Annotated in this window: 28 protein-coding genes and 2 pseudogenes; 17 read left to right on the top strand and 13 right to left on the bottom strand. The window is 34.7% G+C overall.

Features of this window, described 5'->3' with window-relative positions; translation table 11 throughout:
* Positions 1-22: 22 nt before the first annotated feature.
* Positions 23-1207: a sodium/glutamate symporter gene (gltS, locus tag ABNX05_RS02155; protein ID WP_349658182.1), complete on the bottom strand. Its 1185-nt coding sequence runs from the start codon at positions 1205-1207 to the stop codon at positions 23-25.
* Positions 1204-2169 carry a formimidoylglutamase gene (gene hutG / locus ABNX05_RS02150; protein WP_349658181.1) on the bottom strand — a complete coding sequence of 322 codons (966 nt, stop codon included), beginning with the start codon at positions 2167-2169 and terminating at the stop codon, positions 1204-1206. The genes gltS and hutG overlap by 4 nt, the downstream gene beginning before the upstream one ends.
* A 140-nt stretch (positions 2170-2309) precedes the next feature.
* Between hutG and ABNX05_RS02145 the strand changes: the two genes are divergently transcribed.
* The 5 genes from ABNX05_RS02145 (at position 2310) to ABNX05_RS02125 (ending at position 8006) form a co-directional block, all read left to right on the top strand.
* Positions 2310-3197, top strand: a complete 888-nt coding sequence (locus ABNX05_RS02145; RefSeq protein WP_349658180.1) for a LysR family transcriptional regulator — start codon at positions 2310-2312, stop codon at positions 3195-3197.
* Between the two features lie 659 nt (positions 3198-3856).
* On the top strand, positions 3857-5092 hold the full coding sequence (locus ABNX05_RS02140) for an acyl-CoA dehydrogenase family protein (protein ID WP_349658179.1): 1236 nt from the start codon (positions 3857-3859) through the stop codon (positions 5090-5092).
* Positions 5089-5865 (top strand): SDR family oxidoreductase, encoded by a 777-nt coding sequence (locus ABNX05_RS02135; RefSeq protein ID WP_197140615.1) that lies wholly within the window; start codon positions 5089-5091, stop codon positions 5863-5865. The genes ABNX05_RS02140 and ABNX05_RS02135 overlap by 4 nt, the downstream gene beginning before the upstream one ends.
* Positions 5866-6102: 237 nt before the next feature.
* Entirely contained in the window at positions 6103-7146 is a 1044-nt protein-coding gene (locus ABNX05_RS02130; protein ID WP_349658178.1) for a phosphotransferase family protein, read from the top strand.
* A gap of 641 nt (positions 7147-7787) precedes the next feature.
* Entirely contained in the window at positions 7788-8006 is a 219-nt protein-coding gene (locus ABNX05_RS02125; protein WP_349658177.1) for a DUF3955 domain-containing protein, read from the top strand.
* 54 nt (positions 8007-8060) lie between these two features.
* On the opposite strand, the gene ABNX05_RS02120 is transcribed toward ABNX05_RS02125, so the two are convergent.
* Positions 8061-8546, bottom strand: coding sequence for a tetratricopeptide repeat protein (locus ABNX05_RS02120; RefSeq protein ID WP_349658176.1), 486 nt, complete (start codon positions 8544-8546; stop codon positions 8061-8063).
* A gap of 316 nt (positions 8547-8862) precedes the next feature.
* Here ABNX05_RS02120 and ABNX05_RS02115 point away from each other — a divergent pair, with 316 nt between their 5' ends.
* Positions 8863-9708: an alpha/beta hydrolase gene (locus ABNX05_RS02115; RefSeq protein WP_349658175.1), complete on the top strand. Its 846-nt coding sequence runs from the start codon at positions 8863-8865 to the stop codon at positions 9706-9708.
* Between the two features lie 106 nt (positions 9709-9814).
* On the opposite strand, the gene ABNX05_RS02110 is transcribed toward ABNX05_RS02115, so the two are convergent.
* Positions 9815-10264, bottom strand: coding sequence for a ribosomal maturation YjgA family protein (locus ABNX05_RS02110; protein ID WP_432760111.1), 450 nt, complete (start codon positions 10262-10264; stop codon positions 9815-9817).
* 247 nt (positions 10265-10511) lie between these two features.
* On the opposite strand from ABNX05_RS02110, the gene ABNX05_RS02105 reads away from it, so the two are divergent.
* A complete protein-coding gene (locus tag ABNX05_RS02105) occupies positions 10512-10982 on the top strand; it encodes a DinB family protein (RefSeq protein ID WP_349658174.1) in 471 nt (156 codons plus the stop codon).
* Positions 10983-11522: 540 nt separating this feature from the next.
* Here the strand turns inward: ABNX05_RS02105 and ABNX05_RS26325 are convergent.
* The 3 genes from ABNX05_RS26325 to ABNX05_RS02095 all read right to left on the bottom strand — a co-directional run bounded on the left by ABNX05_RS26325 (position 11523) and on the right by ABNX05_RS02095 (position 12966).
* Positions 11523-11729 (bottom strand): DUF2992 family protein, encoded by a 207-nt coding sequence (locus tag ABNX05_RS26325; RefSeq protein ID WP_432760116.1) that lies wholly within the window; start codon positions 11727-11729, stop codon positions 11523-11525.
* Positions 11699-11938, bottom strand: coding sequence for a DUF2992 family protein (locus ABNX05_RS02100; RefSeq protein WP_349658173.1), 240 nt, complete (start codon positions 11936-11938; stop codon positions 11699-11701). The genes ABNX05_RS26325 and ABNX05_RS02100 overlap by 31 nt, the downstream gene beginning before the upstream one ends.
* Positions 11939-12390: 452 nt before the next feature.
* Complete coding sequence (locus ABNX05_RS02095; protein WP_349658172.1) at positions 12391-12966, bottom strand: GNAT family N-acetyltransferase; 576 nt, start codon at positions 12964-12966, stop codon at positions 12391-12393.
* Positions 12967-13214: 248 nt separating this feature from the next.
* On the opposite strand from ABNX05_RS02095, the gene ABNX05_RS02090 reads away from it, so the two are divergent.
* Entirely contained in the window at positions 13215-13973 is a 759-nt protein-coding gene (locus ABNX05_RS02090) for a class I SAM-dependent methyltransferase (RefSeq protein WP_349658171.1), read from the top strand.
* A 123-nt stretch (positions 13974-14096) separates the two neighbouring features.
* On the opposite strand, the gene ABNX05_RS02085 is transcribed toward ABNX05_RS02090, so the two are convergent.
* Positions 14097-14852, bottom strand: a complete 756-nt coding sequence (locus ABNX05_RS02085; protein ID WP_349658170.1) for a DUF1266 domain-containing protein — start codon at positions 14850-14852, stop codon at positions 14097-14099.
* Positions 14853-15247: 395 nt separating this feature from the next.
* On the opposite strand from ABNX05_RS02085, the gene ABNX05_RS02080 reads away from it, so the two are divergent.
* On the top strand, positions 15248-16093 hold the full coding sequence (locus ABNX05_RS02080; RefSeq protein ID WP_349658169.1) for an MBL fold metallo-hydrolase: 846 nt from the start codon (positions 15248-15250) through the stop codon (positions 16091-16093).
* A 188-nt stretch (positions 16094-16281) separates the two neighbouring features.
* Here the strand turns inward: ABNX05_RS02080 and ABNX05_RS02075 are convergent, their stop codons facing one another.
* Positions 16282-16824, bottom strand: coding sequence for a sodium:solute symporter family transporter (locus ABNX05_RS02075; protein WP_349658168.1), 543 nt, complete (start codon positions 16822-16824; stop codon positions 16282-16284).
* A 172-nt stretch (positions 16825-16996) separates the two neighbouring features.
* On the opposite strand from ABNX05_RS02075, the gene ABNX05_RS02070 reads away from it, so the two are divergent.
* The 4 genes from ABNX05_RS02070 (at position 16997) to ABNX05_RS02055 (ending at position 19516) form a co-directional block, all read left to right on the top strand.
* Positions 16997-17230: a hypothetical protein gene (locus ABNX05_RS02070; protein WP_349658167.1), complete on the top strand. Its 234-nt coding sequence runs from the start codon at positions 16997-16999 to the stop codon at positions 17228-17230.
* A 255-nt stretch (positions 17231-17485) separates the two neighbouring features.
* Complete coding sequence (locus tag ABNX05_RS02065; RefSeq protein WP_349658166.1) at positions 17486-18034, top strand: PadR family transcriptional regulator; 549 nt, start codon at positions 17486-17488, stop codon at positions 18032-18034.
* 64 nt (positions 18035-18098) lie between these two features.
* Entirely contained in the window at positions 18099-18794 is a 696-nt protein-coding gene (locus tag ABNX05_RS02060) for an ABC transporter ATP-binding protein (RefSeq protein WP_349658165.1), read from the top strand.
* An 11-nt stretch (positions 18795-18805) separates the two neighbouring features.
* The gene (locus ABNX05_RS02055) at positions 18806-19516 is read left to right on the top strand and encodes an ABC transporter permease (RefSeq protein WP_349658164.1); all 711 of its coding nucleotides are present in this window, start codon (positions 18806-18808) and stop codon (positions 19514-19516) included.
* Between the two features lie 192 nt (positions 19517-19708).
* Here ABNX05_RS02055 and ABNX05_RS02050 read toward each other — a convergent pair whose 3' ends face one another.
* Positions 19709-20908 carry an alpha/beta hydrolase fold domain-containing protein gene (locus ABNX05_RS02050; protein ID WP_349658163.1) on the bottom strand — a complete coding sequence of 400 codons (1200 nt, stop codon included), beginning with the start codon at positions 20906-20908 and terminating at the stop codon, positions 19709-19711.
* 379 nt (positions 20909-21287) lie between these two features.
* Between ABNX05_RS02050 and ABNX05_RS02045 the strand changes: the two are divergent.
* Together ABNX05_RS02045 and ABNX05_RS02040 are read left to right on the top strand one after the other, a co-directional pair.
* Positions 21288-21713 (top strand): annotated as a pseudogene (locus tag ABNX05_RS02045) (VOC family protein).
* Positions 21706-22045 (top strand): annotated as a pseudogene (locus ABNX05_RS02040) (VOC family protein). The pseudogenes ABNX05_RS02045 and ABNX05_RS02040 overlap by 8 nt, the downstream one beginning before the upstream one ends.
* A gap of 241 nt (positions 22046-22286) precedes the next feature.
* Here the strand turns inward: ABNX05_RS02040 and ABNX05_RS02035 are convergent.
* From ABNX05_RS02035 to ABNX05_RS02025, 3 genes are all read right to left on the bottom strand, one after another.
* The gene (locus ABNX05_RS02035; RefSeq protein WP_349658162.1) at positions 22287-22478 is read right to left on the bottom strand and encodes a hypothetical protein; all 192 of its coding nucleotides are present in this window, start codon (positions 22476-22478) and stop codon (positions 22287-22289) included.
* 21 nt (positions 22479-22499) lie between these two features.
* Entirely contained in the window at positions 22500-23414 is a 915-nt protein-coding gene (locus tag ABNX05_RS02030) for a class I SAM-dependent methyltransferase (RefSeq protein ID WP_349658161.1), read from the bottom strand.
* 147 nt (positions 23415-23561) lie between these two features.
* The gene (locus ABNX05_RS02025) at positions 23562-24248 is read right to left on the bottom strand and encodes a DUF421 domain-containing protein (RefSeq protein ID WP_349658160.1); all 687 of its coding nucleotides are present in this window, start codon (positions 24246-24248) and stop codon (positions 23562-23564) included.
* 255 nt (positions 24249-24503) lie between these two features.
* Here ABNX05_RS02025 and ABNX05_RS02020 point away from each other — a divergent pair, with 255 nt between their 5' ends.
* Both ABNX05_RS02020 and ABNX05_RS02015 read left to right on the top strand, forming a co-directional pair.
* Positions 24504-25316, top strand: a complete 813-nt coding sequence (locus tag ABNX05_RS02020; protein ID WP_349658159.1) for an aminoglycoside adenylyltransferase domain-containing protein — start codon at positions 24504-24506, stop codon at positions 25314-25316.
* A gap of 307 nt (positions 25317-25623) precedes the next feature.
* A complete protein-coding gene (locus tag ABNX05_RS02015) occupies positions 25624-26181 on the top strand; it encodes a cysteine hydrolase family protein (RefSeq protein ID WP_349658158.1) in 558 nt (185 codons plus the stop codon).
* Positions 26182-26200: the final 19 nt, after the last annotated feature.

The raw sequence follows: 26200 nt of genomic DNA, 5'->3' as shown, positions 1-26200 counted from the left end.
GACAATTGCACGGCCTTATTGATTATTTAAATAGATTAATAGTCGTAATAATAATTGGAATACCGAATACGTCGATTAAAAACGCTCCTACAATTGGTACGACAAGAAATGCTTTTTTCGATGGACCGAAGCGTTGGACAACTGCTGACATATTAGCCATCGCATTTGGCGTTGCCCCTAAGCCGTGTCCGGCGAAACCTGCAACCATAACTGCAGCATCGTAGTTTTTACCAAGAATCTTAAATAATACAAAGATACTAAATACGACAATGAAGAATACTTGCGCGAAAACAATAATGAATAATGGAAGTGCTAAATCAGCAATTTCCCATAATTTGATACTCATTAGTGCCATAGAAAGGAAGATCCCTAATGTTACATCGCCGATTAAAGAAATGCTTTTCATGTTAATCGCTTCAGGGTTAATTTTATCCATAATATTGCGCACTAGGACAGCTACAAACATTGCACCAACATAGCCAGGGAGTACGAAGCCAGTAGCTTCTGAGAATAATGTTCCAACATATGTACCTATTGCCATACAGAACGTGATGAATAATACTTGTGTAAAGAATGAATCAGATGTAATTTGTTCATTTTTATTTTCAAAATCAACTTCTTCAGTTTCTTGTTCATCTGGCGTTAAATTGTATTTACCAACTAAGTACTTTACAATAGGACCACCGATTAAGCCACCAGCAACTAAACCACATGTAGCTGCCGCCGCACCGATTGTCATGGCTGAAGAAATACCTAAGTCTTCTAATGTTTGTCCGAATGCTGCAGCGGCACCATGACCGCCTTCCATAGAAACAGCGCCAGCCATCATACCGATTAATGGATGAATCCCCATTAGTGAAGCAAGTGACACACCAATAACATTTTGCATTAAAGCTAAGAAACCACAAGCTAACCAATAAATAACTAATAATTTTCCACCAAGCTTCACAAGTTTAAAGCTAGCCCCTAAACCAATTGTTGTGAAGAAAGTAATCATAAATAAACTTTGTAACGACGTATCAAGCGAAATTTCTATGACGTCTGTTGTCTTTAGAATAGTTGCTAATGCGGCGAATAGTAAGCCACCAACAACAGGCGCTGGTATACAAAACCTTTTTAAAAAACCGATTTTATTAATAAGCCAGCTGCCCAATGCGAATAGGGCAACCGCTAGAAATACTGTTGTAATTTGATTAAATTCGATCATGAACCATGTCTCCTAAGTAAGTGATTTAGTGCTTCATAAACAAAATAAGCACCTAATTTAACTGTGTGTCCGTTCTCATCCAGTGAAGGATTTACCTCACAAATATCAAAAGAATGTGTATTTGGGTGCGAAGTTACTGTTTGAAGTATTGTGCGAACAGTTTTTGGATCTAGTCCAAACGGTGATGGAGCACTGACTCCTGGTGCAAATGCAGCGTTTAGCACATCCATACATAACGTTAAAAGGATATAATCATGATTATCCATAAATTGCTGAAGATCATGTAAGATTTGCGCCATATTTTCTGACGTCAGGTTATCTTCTAACACATAATTTACATTCAACTCATCTGCTTTATCAAATAGCTCTTTTGTATTACCGTAACGTTGTATGCCTAGAACAAAGTAATCGGCATGTGGATCCTGCTCTAAAATCTGACGGAACATTGTGCCAGACGATGGTTGTTCATCATATGGTCGTAAATCGAAATGAGCGTCGATATTGACGATCCCAATTTCTGCATCTTTAGGTAACGCTGAGCGAACGCCTAAGTAATGTCCGTATAGTGTTTCGTGTCCTCCGCCAAGCACGACACATTGTAATTTTTTATTTAGCAATGTTTTGACAATTTCACCGAGCTCACGCTGTGCATCTTGTAATGCATGATTTAGACAAATAACGTTACCGACATCTATAATTTGCTGTTCATCATCAAATGTCCAAGGTAGGCTAGATAATGCCTCTCGCAGAGCATTAGGTGCACTTGCTGCGCCTATACGTCCTTGATTACGACGTACACCTTCATCACAAATAAAGCCAACAATCCCGGCATGGTGATTATCTGAGGCACTGACATCATTAATAGGAATTCTATTTACTTTTTGATGTAAACGAAAACTACTCGTATTAGTAGTTGAATCTATACGACCTTTCCATTGTTTTTGATCTGTTACTGTATACATATCAGTATCAACTCCGTTTCCAATATTATTGTAGTGAAAATATTGTTATGAATAAATTATATATTCGCATAATTATAATATCTAATATATAATTATTATTAATCTATAGCTTTAAACTATAAATGGGGAGGGGTGTTGTTGTGGATATTAAACAATTGCAATATTTTATAGCAGTTGCGGGGCAAATGAATTTCTCGAAGGCTGCTGAAAAACTGCATATTTCTCAGCCTTCTCTAAGTAATGCTATCAAAAAATTAGAACAAGAAATTGGTTCACCTTTACTTGAAAGGAATACTAGAAACCTTCAATTAACAGAAGCGGGCGAGCTTTTATATGAACGAGCAATAGTTATATTGAAAAACATGGAAGTTTTAAAAATAGAAATGGATGAGGTCATCGTACGAGGCACGAGCGAAATAACGATCGGCATTATGGAGTCGATTAAGCATTGGCTCCCAAAAGTTATTACAGAGTATAAAAAAGAGTATCCCCAAATGATGATTCATCTAGTAGATATTTTAGGAAGTAAACGTGTGGAAAAATCGCTTAAAAGCTATAAAACACATTTAATTATTACAAATCAAATCATGGAAGATGAGGATCTCGAAGTTAAATGCTTATATGAAGAGAGACTTGTAGCCGTTTTACCATTAAATCACCCTTTAGCAGAAAAGGAAAGGTTGACGATCGCCGATTTAAGTGAGGAGCCATTTATTATAAGTACAGAGGGCTTTCAAACGAGACAAGATATTTTAGATGCATTCGCAAGGGCTGACAAAAACATTAATATACAATTTGAAATTGAACGTTTTGAAACGGCTGTGTCTCTCGTACGTGAAAATTTAGGGATTACCATTCTACCTGAAAATTATTTAAAAGGTCCTACAGCTAAAACGATTGTACAAAAAGAAATAGATTGTCCTAATTTACGACGAAATGTGTATGTTGTGTATTTAAAAAACCGTCATCTACCTTTAGCTATTCGTCAATTGCTTACTGATATTATGACAGTAGGCAAAACGCATTAAAATGTTAGAGACTAATATAATTGGAAAGAGTAACTTCTTTGAATGGGAAGTTACTCTTTTTATCTTACTTTTCGCTTACCAATTTTAAAAAGAAGAGGCTCACTGGACGACCTAGGAAAATCAACCCCACGCTATGGTAATGAGCCATACAAGGGAATTTCTTATAAGTTTTAGTCCTTCATCAGAAGTTTGAGATGTCATTTTGAAATACATGTCATGTGAATATGTTGATTGTAGTGGAGGCTGGCGACTCCTTGGGGATCAGCAATAGAGGTACGAAGGCTAAAACCATCACGTCCTGTGATAATGCCTTCGTGACCAACATCGTGGAACGGAAATCAACCCCATGCTATGATGATGAGCTAAAGTAAAAAAAGCGACTATGAAAATACCAAATCATAAAATTTTTAATCAAAAGAAGCTATTTTGATTTTAATATACATATTATGTCAAAATAATTTTTGGCTTGAGTTTTATTATCGTAATGTGATGACTTATTTGCTTAAAATCTTATATTGAGTATGAATTTTCTCTATAATTCAAATTTTTGATTAATAGACATTGATTTACAAGAAATATAGCGGTAACATTTAATGTAAGAATAAAAATGAATATTCATTCATTTGTCATTTTGGTGTTCAAACAAAGGGGGCTTTTTTATGAACTTTTCTTATAGCGAAAAAGTAGTAGAACTGCAAGAGAAGCTGACAAATTTTATGGAGCAATACATTTATCCGAACGAGGCAGTGTTTGCAGCACAGGTAGAGGCAATGGAGGATCGTTGGGGAGCGATTCCGCCAATTATGGAGGAATTAAAGCAAAAAGCAAAAGAAGCGGGCTTATGGAATTTATTTTTACCAGATAGCAAATATGGAGCAGGTTTGACGAATTTAGAATATGCACCTCTATGTGAAATAATGGGACGCTCTTTACTTGCACCAGAAGTTTTTAATTGTAATGCACCAGATACGGGAAATATGGAGGTACTTGTGCGTTACGGCTCAGAACAGCAGAAAAAACAATGGCTAGAGCCGTTATTACGTGGGGAAATACGTTCCTGCTTTGCAATGACTGAGCCAGCAGTTGCCTCTAGTGATGCAACAAATATCGAGGCAAGCATTGAACGTGATGGCGATTATTATATTTTAAATGGACATAAGTGGTGGACAACAGGAGCTGGGGATCCACGCTGTAAAATCGCCATTTTTATGGGGAAACATAAAGATACTACAGCACCTATCCATGAGCAACAGTCGATGATCTTAGTGCCGATGGATACTCCTGGAGTGAAAATTGAGCGTATGCTTACTGCATTTGGCTATGATCACGCACCAGAAGGACACGGTGAGGTGACGTTTACGAACGTTCGAGTGCCTGTTGAAAATATATTGTGGGGAGAAGGAAAAGGCTTTGCGATTGCACAAGGTCGTTTAGGGCCAGGTCGTATCCATCACTGTATGCGTCTTATTGGAGCCGCTGAACGTGCATTAGAGGAAATGTGTGTGCGTGTAAGTGAGCGACACGCTTTCCATCGAGCACTCGCAGACCAAGGTGTGATGCGCGAGCGTATTGCGGAGTCCCGAATTGATATTGAGCAGGCAAGGCTCTTAACGTTAAAAGCGGCGTATATGATGGACACAGTAGGGAATAAAGAGGCGAAAGCAGAAATTGCCATGATTAAAGTAGTGGCGCCAAATATGGCATTAAGAGTGATTGACCGAGCGATTCAAGCATTCGGTGCTGCTGGAGTAGGACCTGATACGACGCTTGCTGCACAATGGGCAAACTCCCGTACATTACGATTAGCAGATGGACCGGATGAAGTGCATCGTAACACAGTTGCTAAGCTGGAGCTAAAGAAGCATGCCAAAAAACAAGAGGAGCTGGTTAAATGACGGTACTAGATTTATTTAGCTTAAAAGGGAAAACGGCCATCGTAACAGGCGGAGGTCGTGGTCTTGGAGCTCAAATCGCACAAGGCTTTGCAGAAGCAGGTGCCAACGTTGTACTTTGCTCAAGAAAGGTTGAGGCATGCGAAGAGGTAGCGGCAGAATTAGCTGATTTAGGTGTACAAACATTAGCGCTTGCCTGTGATGTAACAAAGCCAGAAGATATAGCGAATGTAGTGTCAAAAACGCTTGAAACATTCGGTCAAATTGATATTTTAGTCAATAACAGTGGGGCGTCTTGGGGTACTCCTGCTGTTGAAATGCCATATGAAGCTTGGCAAAAAGTCTTCGATGTTAACGTCAATGGTACATTTTTAATGAGCCAAGCTGTTGGCAAAATAATGCTAGAACAAAAGAGTGGAAAAATCATCAATATCGCTTCGGTTGCAGGGCTTGGTGGTACATTACCTGAATTCATGGATACAATTGGTTATAACGCAAGTAAAGGCGCGGTCATTACGCTAACGAAAGATTTAGCCGTAAAATGGGGACCATATGGCGTTAATGTAAATGCGATTGCTCCAGGATTTTTCCCAACAAAAATGTCAAAGGTTTTAATTGAGCGCGGACAAGATTATTTAATGGGCGTGACGCCGTTAAAACGATTAGGAACTGAAAATGACCTAAAAGGTGTTGCATTATTTTTAGCCGCAGCTGCCTCAGATTATATTACGGGGGATGTTTTAGTTGTGGATGGCGGTATGAGCTCAATCATTTAACTTCTTTCAGCAATTATTTTCTGTAGCGAAAGTGAAGCGACAGGTACAGAAGTCTCCCACCTCAATAGTGGTGAGATGAATGCAAATTTAAGTTGCTTTTCATCGGGTGTCCAAACACCGCTGAAATAAGTTAAAGCCTCCGGCGGATGTCACAGAATCGGTAAGGAGTTCTTTGTGCAAGCACAAAGCCAATTCTGGACGCAATTATGCCGAGGCATAATTGATAGGAGGGGTACAATGGATACGATTCAAGTAAGAGCAAGTGAACGTATAGATGAAGTGAAATTACACTCATTTTTAAAGAGTCAATTTCCGGAATTACAAGAGGGGAAACTAGAAATTTCACAGTTTAGTGCTGGACATTCAAATTTGACTTATTGCCTAAAAGTAGGCGAATTTGAAGTGGTTCTTCGACGACCTCCACATGGTCCAGTTGCCAAAAAAGCGCATGATATGAAACGTGAGTTTACGATTATATCGGCATTACATCCATTTTTATCTGCAGTACCTAAACCGTATGTGTACGTTGATGATCGAGATATAATCGGCAGTGATTTCTTTCTAATGGAGCGCAAAAAGGGTATCGTACTAGATACTCATTTCCCATCTGGCACTGATAATACGGAGGAATTAGGACGTCTCGTTTCGGAAAAGATGGTTGATTCACTTGTAGCTCTTCATGCAATACCATATAAGGAAACGCAATTAAAAGATATGGTGAAGCCAGAAGGATTTATGGAACGGCAAGTACATGGGTGGATTGAGCGCTATGACAAAGCGAAAACGGCAGAACATGCTGAAGTAGCAGCGTTGACTAATTGGTTAGAAGACCATGTACCTTCTAATGATGAAGCTACTATTATTCATTATGATTACAAGCTTAATAACGCTATGTTTTCCGGCGATTACTCTGAAATGATTGGTCTTTTTGATTTAGAGATGACAACTGTAGGGGACCCATTAGCAGATTTAGGGGTAGCTATGAGCTATTGGATGCATGCAGATGATCCAAAAATGTTACTATACGCATTTGGAGAACCACCAATAACGACTTTACCAGGGTTTTACACACGTCAGGAATTCATAAATCGCTATGCTGAGAAAAGCGGACGTGATGTTTCGACCATCGATTATTATATTACATTTGCCTACTTTAAATTAGCTGTAATTTGTCAGCAAATCTATTATCGATACGTCAACGGTCAAACAAAAGATGATCGTTTTGCACAAATGGATAAAATGGTAGCTGCTCTAATTCATCAGGCATCCAAAGCACTATAAATATAAAGAATAACGGTTGCTTGTCCGAGCAGCCGTTTTATTATTGTTAAAACAACAGATTATCCGACATTTGTTTTTATATTATTAAGATGTATTCTCGCACCCAATTTATTTTTATAACAAAATATTCCCGTGAAGAAAATTAAGGGAGTGTGAACGTGTGTTCTTATTTTATCATATTTCACTAATTTAACAAGCATTTTGGCTAAAAAGGGGAAGGATGAGTAGTTACAATAATTATTTATTGTTTTACGATAAAAAATTATTGACTTAGAATGAATGACAAGTTAATATGTCATTAGCAAGTTATGAATCAAAGAGAATTATCAAGATGGGTAAAATTGATAATTGTATTTTGTGCTTTATTTGGTTTATTGTTCTTTATTTATGTAGGGCCACAAATAGGCAAGGATGTTTTACTAGACTTAGTAAGAAAAGCAAGTGAGATAAAGCAGGATAACATTTGGGGTGTGTAAACGAACTAGGCAATACAATGGCGAATGTTTCTATCTTGAAAAATGAAAGGCAAATGTCGCTAAATTTTCTACATTAGAAAAAATTATGCGAAGTTTTAGACTGTTAACAAGATGACATTTTGGAATATAGAAAAAATGAGGATAATGAATAATAGGAGAAGAACGATGAAAAAATATATACTTGCAACTTTACCGATTTTAATAGGAGTTTTATGTTTATTTACGAAGGGATTTATCGGGGATGAAATGCTGCCAGATGGTACCCTCATAGAAAGAAATTTCTTTTTAATTCCTTTAAGTTATTTATTTTTCTTTAGCGGTATAATTTCAATATTATTTGTTGCAATTATTTCTACCGATAAAAAAACAAATATTGCGAAGTAATTTGAAAAGATCAGGTTACCAAATAGGAGCCTGATCCTTTCTGCGTTTATTTTGCTATTCCCACGTTTGATCAAGTTTATCACTGTAAAACTTTATAGCTTTACGATAGTCTTTTATACCTTCATTATTAGTAGTGTCGGCTACAGTATTTAATAAAATTTCCATTGCCTTTGAATGTTCATTGAGATTATAGAGAGTCATAGCATAGAATACCTTTACATGTTCGGCTTCTGGAAACTCACTTAAAGCTTGTTCAAAAATACGTTTTGCCTGTCCATATTGCCCTAACGTACGATAAGTGCTTCCTAATCCTACATAAGCATCTAGTAAGATTTCTGGTTTGAGCCCTAGTTTTATCGCTTTTTCATAGTGGGGGATAGCATCATTTTCTTTTCCTAATAAATCATATGTCCATGCACATTGAAATTGATAATATCCATTTTCAGGCTCTTCTTTAACTAGTTCTACGATTAATTGATTTGCTTCTTCCAATCGACCATTCTCCCGCAAGGTTATGATGTGTTGTAATTGTTTATCCATTTTCTTGTACCCTCTAACTTTCTATATTTAACTAATATTTAATAATTTTAAACTGTTAAATTCATATTGTATACTTGGTTCATGTTTTAAAAATTTTACTTTTCTATATTATCAGGCATTTTGATAGGGGAAATACAATATATTATTGTTCAATAAAAGGCTTTTTAAATAACATACAAAATAATAATGAGAGGTGAGGTAGGATGCTGGAGCGTTCTATGGAGAAAACACGGGAACGTAAAATAGAAAGGGAGTGATAAAAAGAAGAGCATTAAATGATAGCTCTTCGATATAAAAAGAAAAGAGGACGATTATAATGAATAGTTATCAAAGCATTTTAAATGAAGGATTTGAATTAAAATATTATGTGAAGGGACAAGGTAAGCCGATATTGGTAGTGAGTAGCAGTGTATATTATCCACGCTTGTTCTCAGAAAATTTATATAAACATTTTCAATTTATCTTCTTAGATCATAGAGGTTTTGTGAAGCCACCACGTGCTTTAAAGAAAGAAGATTATACTTTAGATAAAATTGTCGAGGATATTGAAGCAGCAAGACAATTATTAAAGCTTGAGGATTTTATCATTTTAGGACATTCTGGACATGCATTTATGGCCTTGGCGTATGCCGAAAAATATCCTCAATATGTTCAGAAGGTCATTTTATTAAATTCAGCACCGACAAACAGTCAGGAGAGACAGCAACAAAGTTTTTCATTTTTTAATGAGACGGCTAGTGCTGAACGAACGAAGCAATTTGAGCAGGATATTGCTTTGTTAGAGAATGACATTCACAATGATCCAGAGAGAAGATTTGTGCATATGTGTATTCGTATGGGAGCGCATAGTTTTTATGATTATACGTTCGATGCTGCTTATATGTGGGATGGCGTCTATACAAATATGGATATTATTGATTATCTTTGGGGTGTAGCTTTTGCTGAACGAAATCTAATTCAATCTATGGCTCACTTAGATAAACCTATTTTTGTAGGGTTAGGAAGGTATGATTATTTAGTCGCCCCTGTTTCACTCTGGGATGTAATTGACGATTCATTTGAACATGTGAAGAAGGTCATTTTTGAAAAAAGTGGCCATAACCCAATGTTTGAAGAACCGGATATTTTTGATAAAGAATTCATCAATTGGATTAATGAATAGATGATGACCATTCTTCATATTGGTTTGTAATAAAGATTGCTCATTTAAAATATGGTTCATTAATATAACCCTAAATATAAAATCGCTAGAGACTTAATATAATTCTCTAGCGATTTTCCATGTAACTTCGAAGCGTGAACTTAATTGTCGCCGTATCCAAAATAGTAGCAATTATGATTCCTGCTGAATATCGAACCAAATCCTCTTTAAGAAAACCTTTGCCAAGTATCAAAGCCCCGAGCGTAGTCCCTCGAATCTGATTAATCCAATCTTCCTGATATAACTGGCTAAATTCAATGCCGAAGCTAAACAAAAAACTAAGCAAGATAGCTGTGAGGACGCTTTTTCGCACTAGCAACAATCGAAATCCGAAATAGACCATCATAGCCCATAGTATGTCCCCTGCATTCGGCGCTACAAATGATGGGAGTAGGGTACTCCAATTTCTTGAAGCTAAGCCGAGTGAAATGGTGATAGCAATAGCTATCAAATAAATTATTCGCATTTTACCGTATTGCAAGTTGATAGGTTTATGCCCATTAGTCAATAGAATCACTCTTTTTCGCGGATTGATTTAGTATTCATCAATTTTCAGTATATCTCATAAATGGTATCAGCAAGAATTATATGTTTATAAGCCTTTGAGGAAATGATCGATTTGTACTATAAGGTGAAACTAGGGAAAGGCTTTAATGCAATGAGAAGGGAGAATAAGTCAAAAAGGCATCTTTAAAGATCAATTTGATATTACAGATTAACCCAAATAGTGTTATTGTTAATTTAATTAACTTAAGGAGGATAAGATGAATATATATTGTAAAAGCGCATTACATCAAATTAAATTTGCTATAACGACAATAGTTGAGATGATAGAAAAGTTAGCAGAACATGACTTGCAAAAAAGACCTACACCTAGCAAGTATTCCATAGGAGAGCTGCTAGAACATATTGCTATTATTTGTGTAGCTGATTCACTTATTTCAGATGGGGCATCTCAAGACAAGATGAAAAAGTTTTATTTAAGTGTTTCATATAAGAATCTAAATGAGATGAAAGACGCATTGATAATAAATTATCAATTTTTAGAAGATAAATATATGAATTATACAGAAGTCGAGCTTCATGAGAAAATTACTTCTTATTGGGGTGTAACATACTCACGATATGAATGGTTATTAGAGATCCTAGCTCATGTTTATCATCACAGAGGGCAATTAAACTCTATGCTTGTTCATTGTTATGGGATAGAACCAAACGTTCCATTGTTTGAATAGAAATTAACTACTTAACAAACAGGGGGCTTTTAGCCAAAATTACTATCACAATAACCAGAAATATCTCTAAAGATCATTTCAAAAAATCCATCACCTGAAAAACTAAAGTTTTAAACCGTAGTAGAAAATATATCATCTTGTTCTCTCAAAGCATACATATATGGACCATATAATAAACAGTCGATAAGTGCAAATGTAGCGGATTCCTCTTGTAGCTACAACTTTAGATTATATACTTATATGCCCAAGCTCCAAATTACAAGTAATACTTATGATAAATAAGGGTAATTTAAGTAAATTGGAAAAATGTTGTTTCCGTCTTGTTTATTAACGTGATGCCGATTGTTCAATTAGAGCGATCGCTTCTTGTGCTAACGAAGCAGTTGAGTTGATCTAGAAGGAGTAGAAAGTTACTTTAAACAGAAATATCAAAGTGAAACTGTAAATTTCATAACTATATTGAATGAATATCTGAAAGAAAATATACAGTAATCAACGAATAAAAAACTGACAACTAATGTTGTCAGTAAAAGGAATGAATTACCTACCTTTATGTTTATTTTTAGACTTTTGAACTTTGATATTCCTAATATATTCTTTATGTTCATCTTTTAGTCGTTTGCAGGTAACAGATTTTTCTTTTTTTCTAAGTTCCAATTCTGCTTTAAGCGCTTCTTCAGCCTTAGTAGAAATACTAGGTTTTTTTAGTTCTTTCGCTACTTTCCTTTGAAGTCTTTTAGGATTGATGTTTTTACTTTCTTCTGCTGGATAGGTATTCCGCTATGTTTATCATTATGTTTGATAAAATCCAACAAATTCGTATTTACAAAATCATAAACTTCTTGATCTTTAGGTTCTTTTCTAAAAATATACCGGTATGCTTTGTATTTGTTTTCGGGAATGTTTTCTATTAGCCCTATATAAAATTGTCCATCATAACAAATGGTTAGTTTCATAGTAGGTCCCTCCTTAAAATTAAACTCGAATGATGGACATCCCAAGGAGGGGAAGGTTATTGACATCAAAATTATGATGCATCCGGACTACCAACCGAATCGTAGTTTTTCATTCAAGTATGTATTATAAACGATATAGTGATTTTTGTAATGAAAAATTTGGATATTAATTATTAGTTAACTAGAAATTGATACAAAATAGAGAATCTCATAAAGTAGAAATTTAATTACTGAACAATATGAGTAAGTTAATAAATATGATGCAATCTGCTTTTTTGTAAATATGCAAAAAACAGTTAAACAAACGAAGGCTGTAATAATAGTTCAATTCTAGAAATAACAAAACAAAAAATCATATTGATAAAATATATCTTTTAGTTTTAATAGTAACAATCTTTGGGGATCTAGCCGAAATTTAAGACTTAAACACAAGCTTTATGAACCTCACCCAATTATTTATCTATGATGTATTCTTCTTTAAGCAAACCGTATATTTCTAAATCTACAACACCTTTACCAGACCACACTTTAGCTTGTCTCAAAAGTCCTTCTTTTAGAAAACCATTTTTCTGGAGAACCTTTTTAGATGCTTCATTTAACGGCATTACTTCGGCCTGTATTCGATTTATATTAACTTCCTCAAATAAAAATTTGACAAGTATGTTAACCGCATCAAATGCAAGACCTTTACCCCAATAGTCCTCTGCTAAATAGTAACCAATCGTCACCATATTCACTTTTTGATTAAATTCCATTGCTTCTATAATACCTACTAATTGATCGCTATGAGATTTTTGAAAAATGCCCCATTTAACTATGTTTTCCTTCTTGTAATCTCTATCAAAATGCCCAATCATTTTACTCACTGTTTGGATATTATGTTTAGGGATTATCCCGCAGTATTCAAATACTTTTTCATTATCATAAATCGCAAATAGTTCCTGTAAATGTGCATCTTCAATTTTTTTTAGTACTAGCTTTTCGGAGTTTAATAACGGGAATTCTGCAAACACTTTTTCTTTATTCATAGAATTCTCTCCTTATTTTTTAATGAGCACAAGATCAGCAGTAAGGTTCTTCTGACCATTCTTCAGCTTATTTGGGAATTTAAAAACTATTTGTAAAATTTAGATTAATTATGTATAATTTTACTATATTCTTTACGAAAGTGAGTGATTAATTATGAAAGTCAGCTCTATTTTTTCATCAAACATAAATAAGGTGTGGAAGAACTAAGTATAATAGATTCTTCTGCAAAAAAATCGGAGGAATTACTTTGTATAGTGATTACGGTCCATTATGTACAGAACTTTATGATTTGACAAAACCAGTAGGATATTCTATTGGTGGGGATATTGAATATTATCTAGAACGACTAAAGGGAACTAAGGGAAAAGTGCTTGAAGCAGGGGTTGGTTCGGGACGCTTCTTAATTCCTTTACTTGAAAAGAGATATAATGTTGAGGGAATTGACTACTCACCTGACATGTTAGATTTATGCAGAAAACGTTGTGAAGAAAGAGGATTCATGCCAAATCTATATGAAGGTAACTTGAGCAATTTTTCAATAGACTCAAAATATGAAGCGATTGTTATGCCTACAGGTTCTTTATGCTTAATAGAGAATTCAAAAGATGCAATGGATGCATTAAAATGTATGTACAATCATTTAATACCTGGAGGACGCTTAATTGTAGACTTGCTTTTACCTACAGACTGGCGAACAGGGGAAACTTCTTCATCTTACTATGAAATTTCGAAAGAGGAAGGAATTGCATTAGAAAGAAAAGCCGTTGAAATGAACTGGATCGATCAATATACTTTAACCGTTTTGAAATATGAAAAATGGAGAAATGGTAAATTAATAGATTCAGAATTGCAAAGATTTTCGTTACGATGGTACGGAATAGAAGAATTCCAGCACATATTAACAAGCTTAGGTTTTTCTGATATTACTTGTTCAGCTGAATATATTTATGACAAAAAGCCTTCAAAAGAGCATTCATTAATTACATTTGAAGCTGTTCGTAAATAAGTAAACCTGCTAGATTTTAGCTAAGAAAGTAGCTAAATATCTAGCAGGTTTTTGTTTTAATTATCATTCATTTCTTTGTACTCTAAATAGAATACTCTCTTAGACCTTGTCCAATGTTAAGTTTTAGACTTTTTGTACCGCTGTTCGATTAATACTAAATTCATTCCAAATCGAACCATCTTCTTTTAGCAATTCTTTTCCACTCCAAATGATGTCGTAAATGTCACCCTCGTAAGCAATGGCACGACCAAATGCAAATGAAATAAAGTAGTCATTCCATGATTGGAAGAAATGGCTGCCGGCATCAGCTGCTCTTGCAATATAGCCCCATGCCTGTTCTTCGGATAAATAACCAACTATGTAGCTCCATCTTGCAATATTTACAGCTCGGTCAAAATCCCATGCGGCAATAGTGTCCACACGGTCATAGTCTGATTTAGCAAAGGAAAGCTGCTTTATCATTACTTCTTGCGCAGATTCATAGCATTTCTGCGATTTGCCCACTTCTTCCTCTGTAAAAGTCTGTCCAGCTTTCAACGCCATAAATAATTCGTCATATCTTGCACGATGTCCTTCCATAAGAAGCCATTCAAGGGTTGCTACAGCTTCTTCTGGATTACTAACGTCCCAGAATGAAGAAAGACCTTCTTTCAAAGTCTCGTGATCTACCTTCACCGGCAGTATCCGAGGCGACTCAGACCGGTAAAGAGCTATATTTGCACCGTAGGCAAGCAAATGCTGTTTCTCTTTCGGTAATGGGTTAGCCGCTTCCATTTCTAACTGTGATTTTTTTGCGTTTTTCACAATTCGTTTGCTCGCAATAATTAAACCAACAATAAGTAAAACCACAACAGCTATAATAATTCCTACAATTTTCAAATTACTACATTCCTTTCCGTGTTTTTATTTGGCGAAGTTTAAACAAGAATCATTTACTTCGAACAAAATACAGTAAAATTATACATTTATAGTTAGTAATATACAATGAAACTATTTTATTACTTATCGATGAAAGTGAGGATGATATTTGTAGGTACGAGTGATTGAAAGGCACTAAAGATAGGGACATGAAGCGGAAGTTAGCTCTTGATGTTTTTTTTACAGGTGATATGGATGCAGATTTAAGCTACTTTTCAGCGATCAAGTACTCAAACACATGCTGAAAGAAATTAATGCTTTAGGAAAATTTAAAACCCATTTTTTTCTTGCTATATCTTTACAGTATAAAGGAAAAATATGATTGTCTACAATTCAATGAGGAAGAAGGGATTTTCATGCATGAAAAAATGAACTATGGTAGCGACTTTAAATATATTCCTGCGACATCAATTTGGAGTGGTGATGGTGTAGACGTTTTGCCTGATTTATACCAACATACGATTCAAATTGTTAATATTGTACTCTACGGTGAACCTCATAAGAGAGAGTTCATATTAATTGATGCAGGCATGCCAAAAAGTGCAAAGGAAATTATTTCGATAGCTGAGGAGAGATTTGGATCAAATAGTCGACCTAAAGCGCTAATTTTGACGCACGGTCACTTTGATCATGTTGGGGCGATAATTGATTTAATTGAACACTGGGGTATGCCGGTTTATGCACATTCTTTAGAATTACCTTATTTAACGGATATAAAAAATTACCCTAAACCTGATCCTAGTGTAAATGGTGGCTTACTAGCAAAAGTTTCATCCATTTATCCGAATGAAGCGATTAACTTAGGAAACAGCGTTGAGGCACTTCCTTCCGATGGTAGTATTCCATTTATGGATGGTTTTCGTTGGATTCATACGCCGGGTCATACGCCAGGGCATATATCTTTATTTCGCGAAGAGGATCGAGCATTAATTGTTGGAGATGCATTTGTTACGGTTAAACAAGAGTCGCTCTACAAAGTATTGCTACAAAAAAAGGAAATTAGCGGGCCACCGCGATATTTCACGACGGATTGGAAGGCAGCTTGGGATTCTGTAAAAAAATTAGAGGCGCTAAAACCTTCAGTTGCTATTACAGGACATGGATTACCAATGAAGGGAGAAGAGCTTACTAGAAATTTGCATAAGCTAGCTACTGAATTCGAGCAGATTGCTTTACCTAATCACAGCAAATTTCTGAATTAACATAGTAAAAGGGTCACTTTTAATGATAGAAGAAAACATAAGGATTTCATGATGATGAAGAAATTTTCCATGAAAATGCTTTTCCTCTTTTCCTCATAAAAAAACTGCATCTCCAATAGTTAGATGTGTTTAACTTTGGAATGCAGCTTACATTAAGTTTGTGTGAAATTGAAACTTTCTATAAATGTTTACTTGTAAATTGTCGTATCTTTTTTGCTCACCTCAATGTTATTTTCAGGAATAATAAGCGTGAAACCTATAATAACGACGAGTCCAGTAATTAAACCATAAATAATCGGAAGTGTAGAAGTAATGCCAAAAATAATAAATGAAATAAAGATAACTAGTGAACTAGCAATAATAGAATAGAAAGCAGCTTTACTTGTTACACGCTTCCAATAAAGACCGATGATGAGAGGTACAAAGATAGCACCTGATAAAATTGCATAGGCCATGTCCAATGCTACGAGTATATTTTGGATCCATACTGAAAAAATGATGGCTAATCCACCTAAGCCGAGTATGACGATTCGCGATGTATTGATGATATCTCTATCAGTCATTTCTTTTTTTACGTAAACTTTAATAATATCATTCGTAATTAGGGTTGCAGAGGCAAAAATAGCTCCTGAAGCATTTGACATAAGTGCAGAACAAACACTAGCAAGAACAAGTCCCAATAGTGTACACGCTATCAAAAGTGTGCGAGACCATGTGGCAGATATCGCCATTATAGCGAATGAGTGTAATGATATCGATATTAGTAAATTTCATGAAATTTTAAGAGAAGCTACCTTTATCTCCTATGGCTATCATTGTAGTTTCAGCAATATCATAGAACAATACTTCAAAAAAGCCGATTATCAACCTTAGTCCACTATTATGGTTGGTGGAAGTGATGAGATGATAAAGCGTGCCGTGTTGAACGGAACTGGCTATGCGATTTTAGGTCAAAATGCTATTGAGAATGAAATAAATGACGGTTCGATCACGATTCTCCAACATATTTCAGCATCAATAATAACATCAGCCATTAATTTAAAAGTACGTTCAGATGAACCGAATATACTAACGTTTCATGAATTTTTACAAAATGCCTGGCGAGTAAGTAATAATCTTAGTGAATCATTAGGTTAAATTGCAAAATGGGAATTAGATAATAAGAATAATATATTGAAAAAAAAAAGAGCTGTAGCAAATAAATTTGCTACAGCTTGAATTGGAACATGCCCCTTTGATGGCGCAATATAAAGTATTTTATCATAAAAAACTTTATTATAGCGAATTTAGATTTTTACAACATTTCAAAAATAATTATAAAGACAATTGACAAAAAAATCGAGAAACGGTATATTCAACTTATTCAACGTTGAATATAAAAAGGTGATTATTATGACAAGGCTATTAGTTCTTGCTATGTTGGGGCTAAAACCAATGACTGGCTATGATATTAAAGTAATGCTTGAATTAAATGACGCAGAACGATGGGGTGGTGTGCTAATCGGCTCGATCTATAATGCTTTAAAGAAGCTTGAAAAAGATGGCTATATAGAGTTAGCTAGTATAGAATCCACAGGTCATAGACAAAAAGCAATTTACCAAATTACTGAAAAGGGCAGGGAGCATGAGCAAGAATTAATTATCGAGGCGCTTGAAAAATCCTCTGTAGTTTATCCTACAACTTTGTATTCTGGTGTATCCTTTGCGTTTAAACTGCCAAAAGCTAAAGCTGTGGAAGCATTAGAAAAGCAGAAAAAAATTTTAGAGCAAGAAGAGCAGGCTATCAATGCTGGTTATGAGGCGAAATTAATTGCCATGCAAGGAGAATTACCGGAATTAACACAACTAGCATTTGATAATATGCTAGAAATTGTGAAAGTGCAGTCAAAATTTGTACATCAAGCTATTAATATTATGAAAAAAAATAACTCCCTCGAATGAGGGAGTTAAAAAATAGCTATATGTTCAACGTTGAATATACAACAATAAATAAAGGGGAGAAAATATGAAGAAGTTAATTAACGCTAGTCAATTAATGAAAAGTTATAAAACTAGATGTGTCGTTGATCATATAGATGTTGATATTAATGAGGGGGAGATAGTAGCTTTAGTGGGCACAAATGGTGCTGGTAAAACAACAACTATCGGTATGCTTCTTGGCATTATTCCTCAGGACAGTGGAACAATTAAATACTGGACATCTGATTACAAAAAGGAAATAGGTACGCAACTTCAAACAACACCTTTTTTCGAAGGCTATTCTGTAGAGGATAATCTGAAATTATTTGCTGCATTTTATGGAGTTTCGCTAACAAAAATGCTGATAGATGAAAAACTTGCAGCTTTTGATCTATTGCAGGTGAAAAAAATGCCTGCAATTAAACTGTCATTAGGACAGCAAAAGCGCCTGGCAATTATCGTGACAACTTTGCATAATCCTAAACTTGTGATTTTGGATGAACCTTCTGCAGGATTAGATCCAAGAGGACAGCGAGAAATTCAACAAATCATTAAACGTTTAAAAGATAGCGGGGTTGCCGTCTTATTTTCTTCCCACGATATGTTGGAGGTAATGAACGTGGCTGACAGAGTGTTGATGATGCATCATGGAAAAATAATTGCAAATGGTTCACCTGATAGTTTAATGGAGCACTACCAAACTCAAAATTTAGAAGAATTATTTTTTGAATTAACAATGTGAGGAGCGAGAAAATGAAGGCTGTTTTCGTATTAAATTTGAAATCGAGTATAAAAGATATGTATTTACTATTTTGGTCAATATTAATGCCATTTGCTGCGATAATTGCGCTAAGGTTATTTGTACCGAACTATGCAGCAAATTATGTAGAAGGAATCATTGCCATGAGTGTATTTTTTTATTCGTTTATGACCACTGCTTTTATAGCGTTATCGCAAAGAAAAAGAGGTGTTTATAATTTACTTCACGCTACGCCTATGCCTTTATGGAAATATATCATTAGTATTTCAAGTTCGTGGGCAATAGTTGCCATTATCTTATCTTATATAGTGCTTTTATTTTCTATCGTTATCAATCGTCTAGATGTATCTTTTAATATCTTCTTATATATGACACCGATTATTCTAATAGCCTCATTAGGTTTTGTTTTTTTAAGCTTTTTAATATCAAGTCTAGTGAAAAACGAGGGACATTTAAGTATGACTGCCAATGTACTGATGATACCAATGTTACTTTGTAGCAATGCATTTTTTACAATGGAAAAGGCGCCAAGCTTTATAAAATATATTAGTCTGATAAATCCATTTGAATGGTTTTTAAATGGGATTAAAGCTGCATTTATAAATAATTTTAGTACATGGGGAGAATCTTTACTCCTTTTAATAGGATGCTTAGCATTGACACTTATTATTTCATTAAAAACTTTCAAGTATAGTGACCAATAATTGTTCAAAGCAAAGTATAGTTAAATGTAAAAAAAGAAGGGCCAGAACTCGAGGTGGAGTCTGGTTCTTTTGGTAATTTGCTTAAGCATGCTCAACAACTTGGTGGTGAAAGTCCACTACAGGCAGGTTACTTCATTACGTTTTTTGCTTAACAGGGGCCACTATAATTATTAAATCAATTTTTTTAGCATGTTATTTGTTATATTTCTGAAGGAATGTCTTGAGCTTCTCGTACGTAATTTGGGTATTCAAACTACCTAGTACTCCATCATAAACATGTTCAGCTTTCGGAAGATAATAGATCTCATGATGAACATGATTCATGGAAAGTTCCTTGCCCAATATTTTAGCTTGTTCTGTTGGGACAAGACTGTCGCTCGTGCCTAAAAACATAATGGTAGGTGGTGTGTGCCCCCCGATATAATTGATAGGAGAAAGCTTTTGATAACGATCAGGAAATTGTGAAGGTGTGCCCCTTATATACTCTTTCATAACATTTTGCACATAGCCTGGACTAGGATTATTCTCATAAAATTTTGTCATATCTGACGGTCCATAAAAGTTTATCACTGTATTAATAGGTACTGATGGTACATTGGTGGACGGTGGTAAAGTTGTGTCTCCCATACTATAAGCAGCGAGCATAGCTAGATTTCCACCTGCTGAATCACCCATTAAGTTTATTTTTTTAGGATCAATTTTATAAGTATCCGCATGTTCTACTACCCACCCTATTGCTGATTTCACATCAGCTACCTCATCTTTCCATCCTGCTTGGGGAGGCATGCGATAGTCTATATCAAAAACAGTAAATCCTAATTCACTTAACCATTGATTTAAATATGGGGCACTCGCTTTACTGCCCTCAACCCATCCACCACCATGTACCTTTATAACAGCTGGGGTACGTGTGTTTTCCAATTTTTCATTAGCTGGCCACACATCAAGCTTTAACTCAACGCCATCTGTAGTTTTTCCAAATATAATATCTTTTGTAAACTTTGATGATATTTCTTTTTTGTAAAAAAAGTGAGAGTAAAGTGAAACGTGAACATTTTCTTTTTTAGCATAGTTCTTCATTTCTATAATTGGCTCCACAGTTAGAAATACATTTATTAACAAGAGCGAAATCAACATGAATTGAGCGATTTTAGCTTTCTGCCATAAAGCAAGTATTAATAGTACTATGATAAAAAATGTAAATATTAATAAAAACCATGGAGTGTACAATGCAAGCGTTCCAAGGAAACCAATTACACTAAGAATATTAGTTGTATGAAAAATGGCATACGTTATCATGGCGGTAAGAAGTGTTAGTATTACTGAAATGCCTGTTAATAGCCACTGCAAAAAACCTTTAGGCCGCCATAAGGTTATTTTTTTTTGTTCCATATTTCAAAATTCCTCCAAAAGAATATATTTTATCTCCGACAGCACACATCTTTCTATGGATCAAATACACTTGGATATTAAAGTGCCTTATATAATTCTCTTTCTATATAATATATATAGAATCAATTTTTTATTTGTAAAGTTAATCTACAGAAGAGGGAATAATCATTCGAGTCAATGTATGGGGAGAATCTATACTGTTTTTATTAGGTTCGCTTACTTTGACACTTATCATTTCATAATGACCAGAACTCGAAATTGAGTCTGGCCGTTTTAGACTGTAATCCAAATTTAGCATTTTGTGAGGACGAAATTGTAACAAGGGATATAAAGGAAGAGCATAGAATATTTTACTTGAGACATTGGAGAGGGTGAGTGAATGAGTGAAATGTTAATTAGAGTAGGAACGACTTATATTCCAGTCAGTAATGTAGAACGGTCATGTGAATAGTATGTAAGTAAATTGGGTGCAGAACGCTGTTACCAGGATAGTGATAAAGCGATTGTTAATTTTGCCAATCAAAGTTTTTTTCTTGTTAAATCCATGAACAATCAAAGCTCTAATTTCATTAATGGCTATGGGGAAGAACATTTTTCAATAGCCTTTGAGGTGGATGGATTAAGTGCATTGGAGACTATTCGAAAAGGTTTTATCGATAAAGGAATTAAAGTTGGAAAAGTTGAGAATAGGGGCCATACGGGAAGAAATTTTGTTTTTTATGATGTAGACGGAAATAAGTTTGATGTGTGGAGTGAGCTGAGCCCTATTTTTAAAGAAAATTACAAGGAGGGAAAATATGAGTAAACCTATATTGAAAGGTGTAGAAGCGATATTTATTCCAATTAAGAACCCCGACCTATCTGCAAAATGGTATGAGGAGAAACTTGGGTTTTCACTTCTGTATTTAGAAGAAGGCGCTGCAGTAATGAAAATTGATGCAGAATCTCAAACTGTTGTTTGTTTATTAAAAGCAAAAAATCATATACCACTAAATTTCCCAGATAATAATTTTGGGGTAGGGAAGTTCTTTAATTTTATTACGCATAACATTGAAGAAACATACCGATCATTAATGTGAGACGAAATTTTTTACCTTTTATGATCCAGACGGAAATCCATTGGGAGTTTGTCAATAAACTATATATAAACACTATTAATTGAATAGTAAATTTATAGAGGGTCACCTATAATAATAAGTGACCCTTAGTAACAAAGCTTGGGAGGTGTAAGACTAAACCATCTTACATTACTAAAATATGATACGATGTTATTCTTGCATAGTTAATTGCCTGAAAAATATTCAGAAAATATCGATAATTAATTTTGTAGGCATAAACGCTGCGGGATTTAAGTGTTCAGATTCTATCACGATGCCAGTTAATCTTCTTTATGTCTTTGTTTCACGCCTTTCCCCCTTACCACATAAAACTGCAATTTCAGGATGGATTGCACAATATTGCACCGTTCATATCTTACATATCGTTCACCTTCTAAAATAAAAACAGCAAGGAAACCGCTGCCTGATGGTGCAATAACACTGTTTTCTTTAGAAGATCGATTAAATTGCATTTGATTCTTCCGAAATTTTACTTATTTTTTCACAGCGTGAATGTAGTGAATTGTTTCAAAGGCTGTTAAATAATCTTCTCGATTGTCAAAATAAAGTTCATTAATTGTATTTGGAGATAAATGCTCATAAATTAGTAAGCCTGAGTTTTCTAACATTTTTTCCATTTCTTTATAAGTAAAACATGATTTCATTGGTTCACCACTAGCTGCAGCCATTTTCACCATATTATCTACTCGATTTGAAATTCCTTTTTCAGTAAATAATTTTTCATCTGCATAATCTAATACGATGGAACTTCCAGACGGTACATTGGCAAACAAATGATTAAGTAAGCTTGACGTTTCCTCTTTCGTTAAATAATAGGAAACACCTAGTAGACTAAAGAACGTTTTTTTATTGTCAAAGCCGTTATCCATTAGATGTTGATAGGAAAACTTTTTTGTGAAATCCATCGAAATGTAATGTACATTACTTGGAAGCGTTATTTCAACTTCAGTCAATCTTTTCTTTTTAAACTGCTGTGTTGCAGGGTGATCAATTTCAAAGATTTCTAAAATGTTTTCAAATTCAGGGTGTCTTAAGCTAAATGTGTCTAATCCTGCTCCGAGTATGACATATTGCTGTAAACCTAACATGACTTCATTGTGCACAACTTTTTCACAATATGCTGCACGTGCCAAGGGAGTAGGGGAGAGTTGAGTTTGCACAATCCATTTTAAGAGCTCTTCATTTTGTCCATTTAGTTTTTCTGCAATTTCTTTGTTGAAAAACTGGATGCCTTGAATCATGTTTGTTTGAATGTCTTGGAACTCTTGTTGTGTGATTAACTCTTTTGCTAGATAGTCATCAAAAATTTTAGGGGTATCGAATTGACTATGATAAGCTCTACTAAAAGCTGAGATTAATGAAGTTAAACTGGATTCACCTTTGTTCATGCAAATACACTCCTTCAAAAAAAATAGGATTCCCCCGGCCAGGAGAATCCTATTGTACAAATAAATATAATAAAAGTAAATTATTGCATAAAAAAATTTTTTTGTCAAGTTTTAGGCGCTGGGAAGCAATTGAATAAGAAACTCTTCTTAATCAATTTTTTGGATAAATATGTTTCCGTCTGGTTGAATTTCTGCATATAAAACTTCTTGGATTGTTTTAACATTTGCCTTATTTAATTCATTATCTAGCCATTCTCTACTTTTTCCAACTTCCAGTAAATTTCGTGGCAATAGCTTCCCATCTGTGATGATTTCAAGAGGGATAAAAGCCGGAGCTGAAGGATAGATTTTTAAATCAGTCTTTTGGGTGTTTTGAAATTCAGGCTTTTTCAAAATACTAAGCATGCCATTTGGTTCTAAAATAGCATAGTCAATTTCTGTAATAGAGAAAACTTGATACTGTCTAATCATCATCGTAAGGTCATCAATATTTATTTTTGTGCTTGCTAAAGCTGCTCTATCTATTTTTCCTTTTTTAATAACAATGGTCGGTTGTCCATCAAGTATAACTCTTGCTTTTCCGGATTTTAGAGCGATGTAACTAATTAAACTAGTAAGCCCGCACCAAACAATTAAGCTTACTAAAAATTTTGTGAATAGAATTGTTTTTAAAATTACCATATTGGCTGCAATAGAACCAATTGTAATACCAGTTACGTAGTTAAAGAAGGTTAAGTGACTTAGTTGTTTTTTACCTAAAAACCTCGCAAGTGTAAGCAGGACAAAAAAAGTAATAATTGTTTGAACAACTATTTGTAAATAACTTGAAAACAAATTTTCCCACCCCTTATCTAATCATTAGAATACCCAATGAATTTTTAAAAGATACTCCATATTGGCTCTTTATCAAAACGTAGGGGTGATTTCCGTTTCGACAGCGGCTTTTCTATGGACGTCCAGTAGGAGCGAAGATCAAACGGGCAAAGTTTGAAAAAATTTCATCTCTGATAATCACTTTATTATCAATAATTGTAAATCAGGTAGTCGTTTTGGTAATATAAGTATTATTTGATGAAAAGGAGAGTTTTTATGGATTCTAGAATTCCTATTCCGGTTCAAACAGTTATAAATGAATATTTGACCCTATTTCAAAATAAAATGCCGAATATAATGGAAGGGTTCTATTTACATGGTTCAATTGCTCTTAACGCTTACATAAACGGGTCTAGTGATATCGATTTTATTACAGTTGTAAACAGAACCTTAACTGAAGAAGATGCGAAAGTGATATCCGACCTTCACAAAGAATTAAATCGAAAATATAAGGAAATAGGGATGGATGGAAGTTATATTCTATTTGGGGATGTCGGAAAGAAACAGAGTGTGGTTAAAGGCTGTCTAAAGGTAAATGAAGGCAAAACAAATTGGACTAATGATGATATTAACCCAATTACTTGGTGGGTTTTAAAAAATAAAGGGATTACCGTTTTAGGGCCGGATATAGCAACCTCTAACTTTAGTGTAGATGAAAGAGTGCTGGTTGATCATGTTTTGCAAAACATGAACAGTTATTGGGCGAATAGATTGAAAACGATGGAAAAATATAAAACTATGGCATTTGTGATACCAAAAAAATTAGTTGATGAAGAAGTAGAATGGTCAATTACTGGGATGTTACGACAATTTTACACATTAACAGAAAATGATATTGTTTCAAAAGTAGATGCATGTAAATTTGCTATACATCATTTACCTGAGGAATTTCATGAAATTATTAACGAAGCTATTAGTATTCGAGAAGGTTCAAATATACGTTATTATAATTCGAAAAAACAACGCATTGATGATACGGTTCAATGTATGACATACATACTTAATCATTGTAATAGTATGAAGATTTAAGTGAGATGTGGCTCATGATCAAAGTTGAAGGATGACATTTGTTAAAACTGAATAGAGTGGAGACCGACGCCCTCTGGAAAGCGCACAGTAGGAACAATCAGACGTTTTGGTGATGAGCATGAGAAGTTCCATTTTATCAGCTGTTACCTTTTTGGAATAAATGGTAAAATTAATTAGTCTTAAATGACAAATTCATTTAAGGGGAGATAGTATGGTTAAAAATTATGTTAGCGTGATAAACAAAAAGGGGAAAACCGTCTAACTAATAATTAGATAGCGTTTTCTCAGATTGAAAGGGGAAAATTATTTGAATCAGGCGTTACTTATTATTGATGCTCAGCAAGAATTATTGGATGGTAATGAGAAAGAAAAAGCTGTTTTTAATAAAGAACAACTTATTAGAACTATCAATTTAGTCATTGATAAAGCAAGGAATTCCAATGTTCCAGTTGCATTTGTAAGAGATCTTGATGTTGCGGAAGGTAAAGGAAAAGGATTCGAAATTCATAATGGCATTAAAGTTCCTCATGAAGCAAAGATTTTCGATAAAAAAGCAACGAATTGCTTCCATGGGACTGACTTGTTAAATCATTTGCAATCTCAAGAAGTTTCACATGTTGTTGTGATGGGCTGTTCGACGCAGCACTGCATTGATAGTGCAGTAAGAACTGCGACTATTAGTGGTTTGGATGTCACGTTAGTTGGGGATGGGCATTCAACTGTGGACAATGATGTTTTAAGTGCAGAACATATTATCAAGCATCATAATCATACACTTCATGGTCATTACAATGTCGAACACTTTTCTGTTGTTAGAAATTCAGAAGAAGACTTGTTTCAACCTACACATGATTCTTATCGATAAGAAAAAATGTATATGGACA

This window comes from Lysinibacillus zambalensis (genome assembly GCF_040183165.1).
GTDB classification, from domain to species: Bacteria; Bacillota; Bacilli; order Bacillales_A; family Planococcaceae; genus Lysinibacillus; species Lysinibacillus zambalensis.
This window is presented reverse-complemented; position numbering and strand designations above follow the sequence as displayed.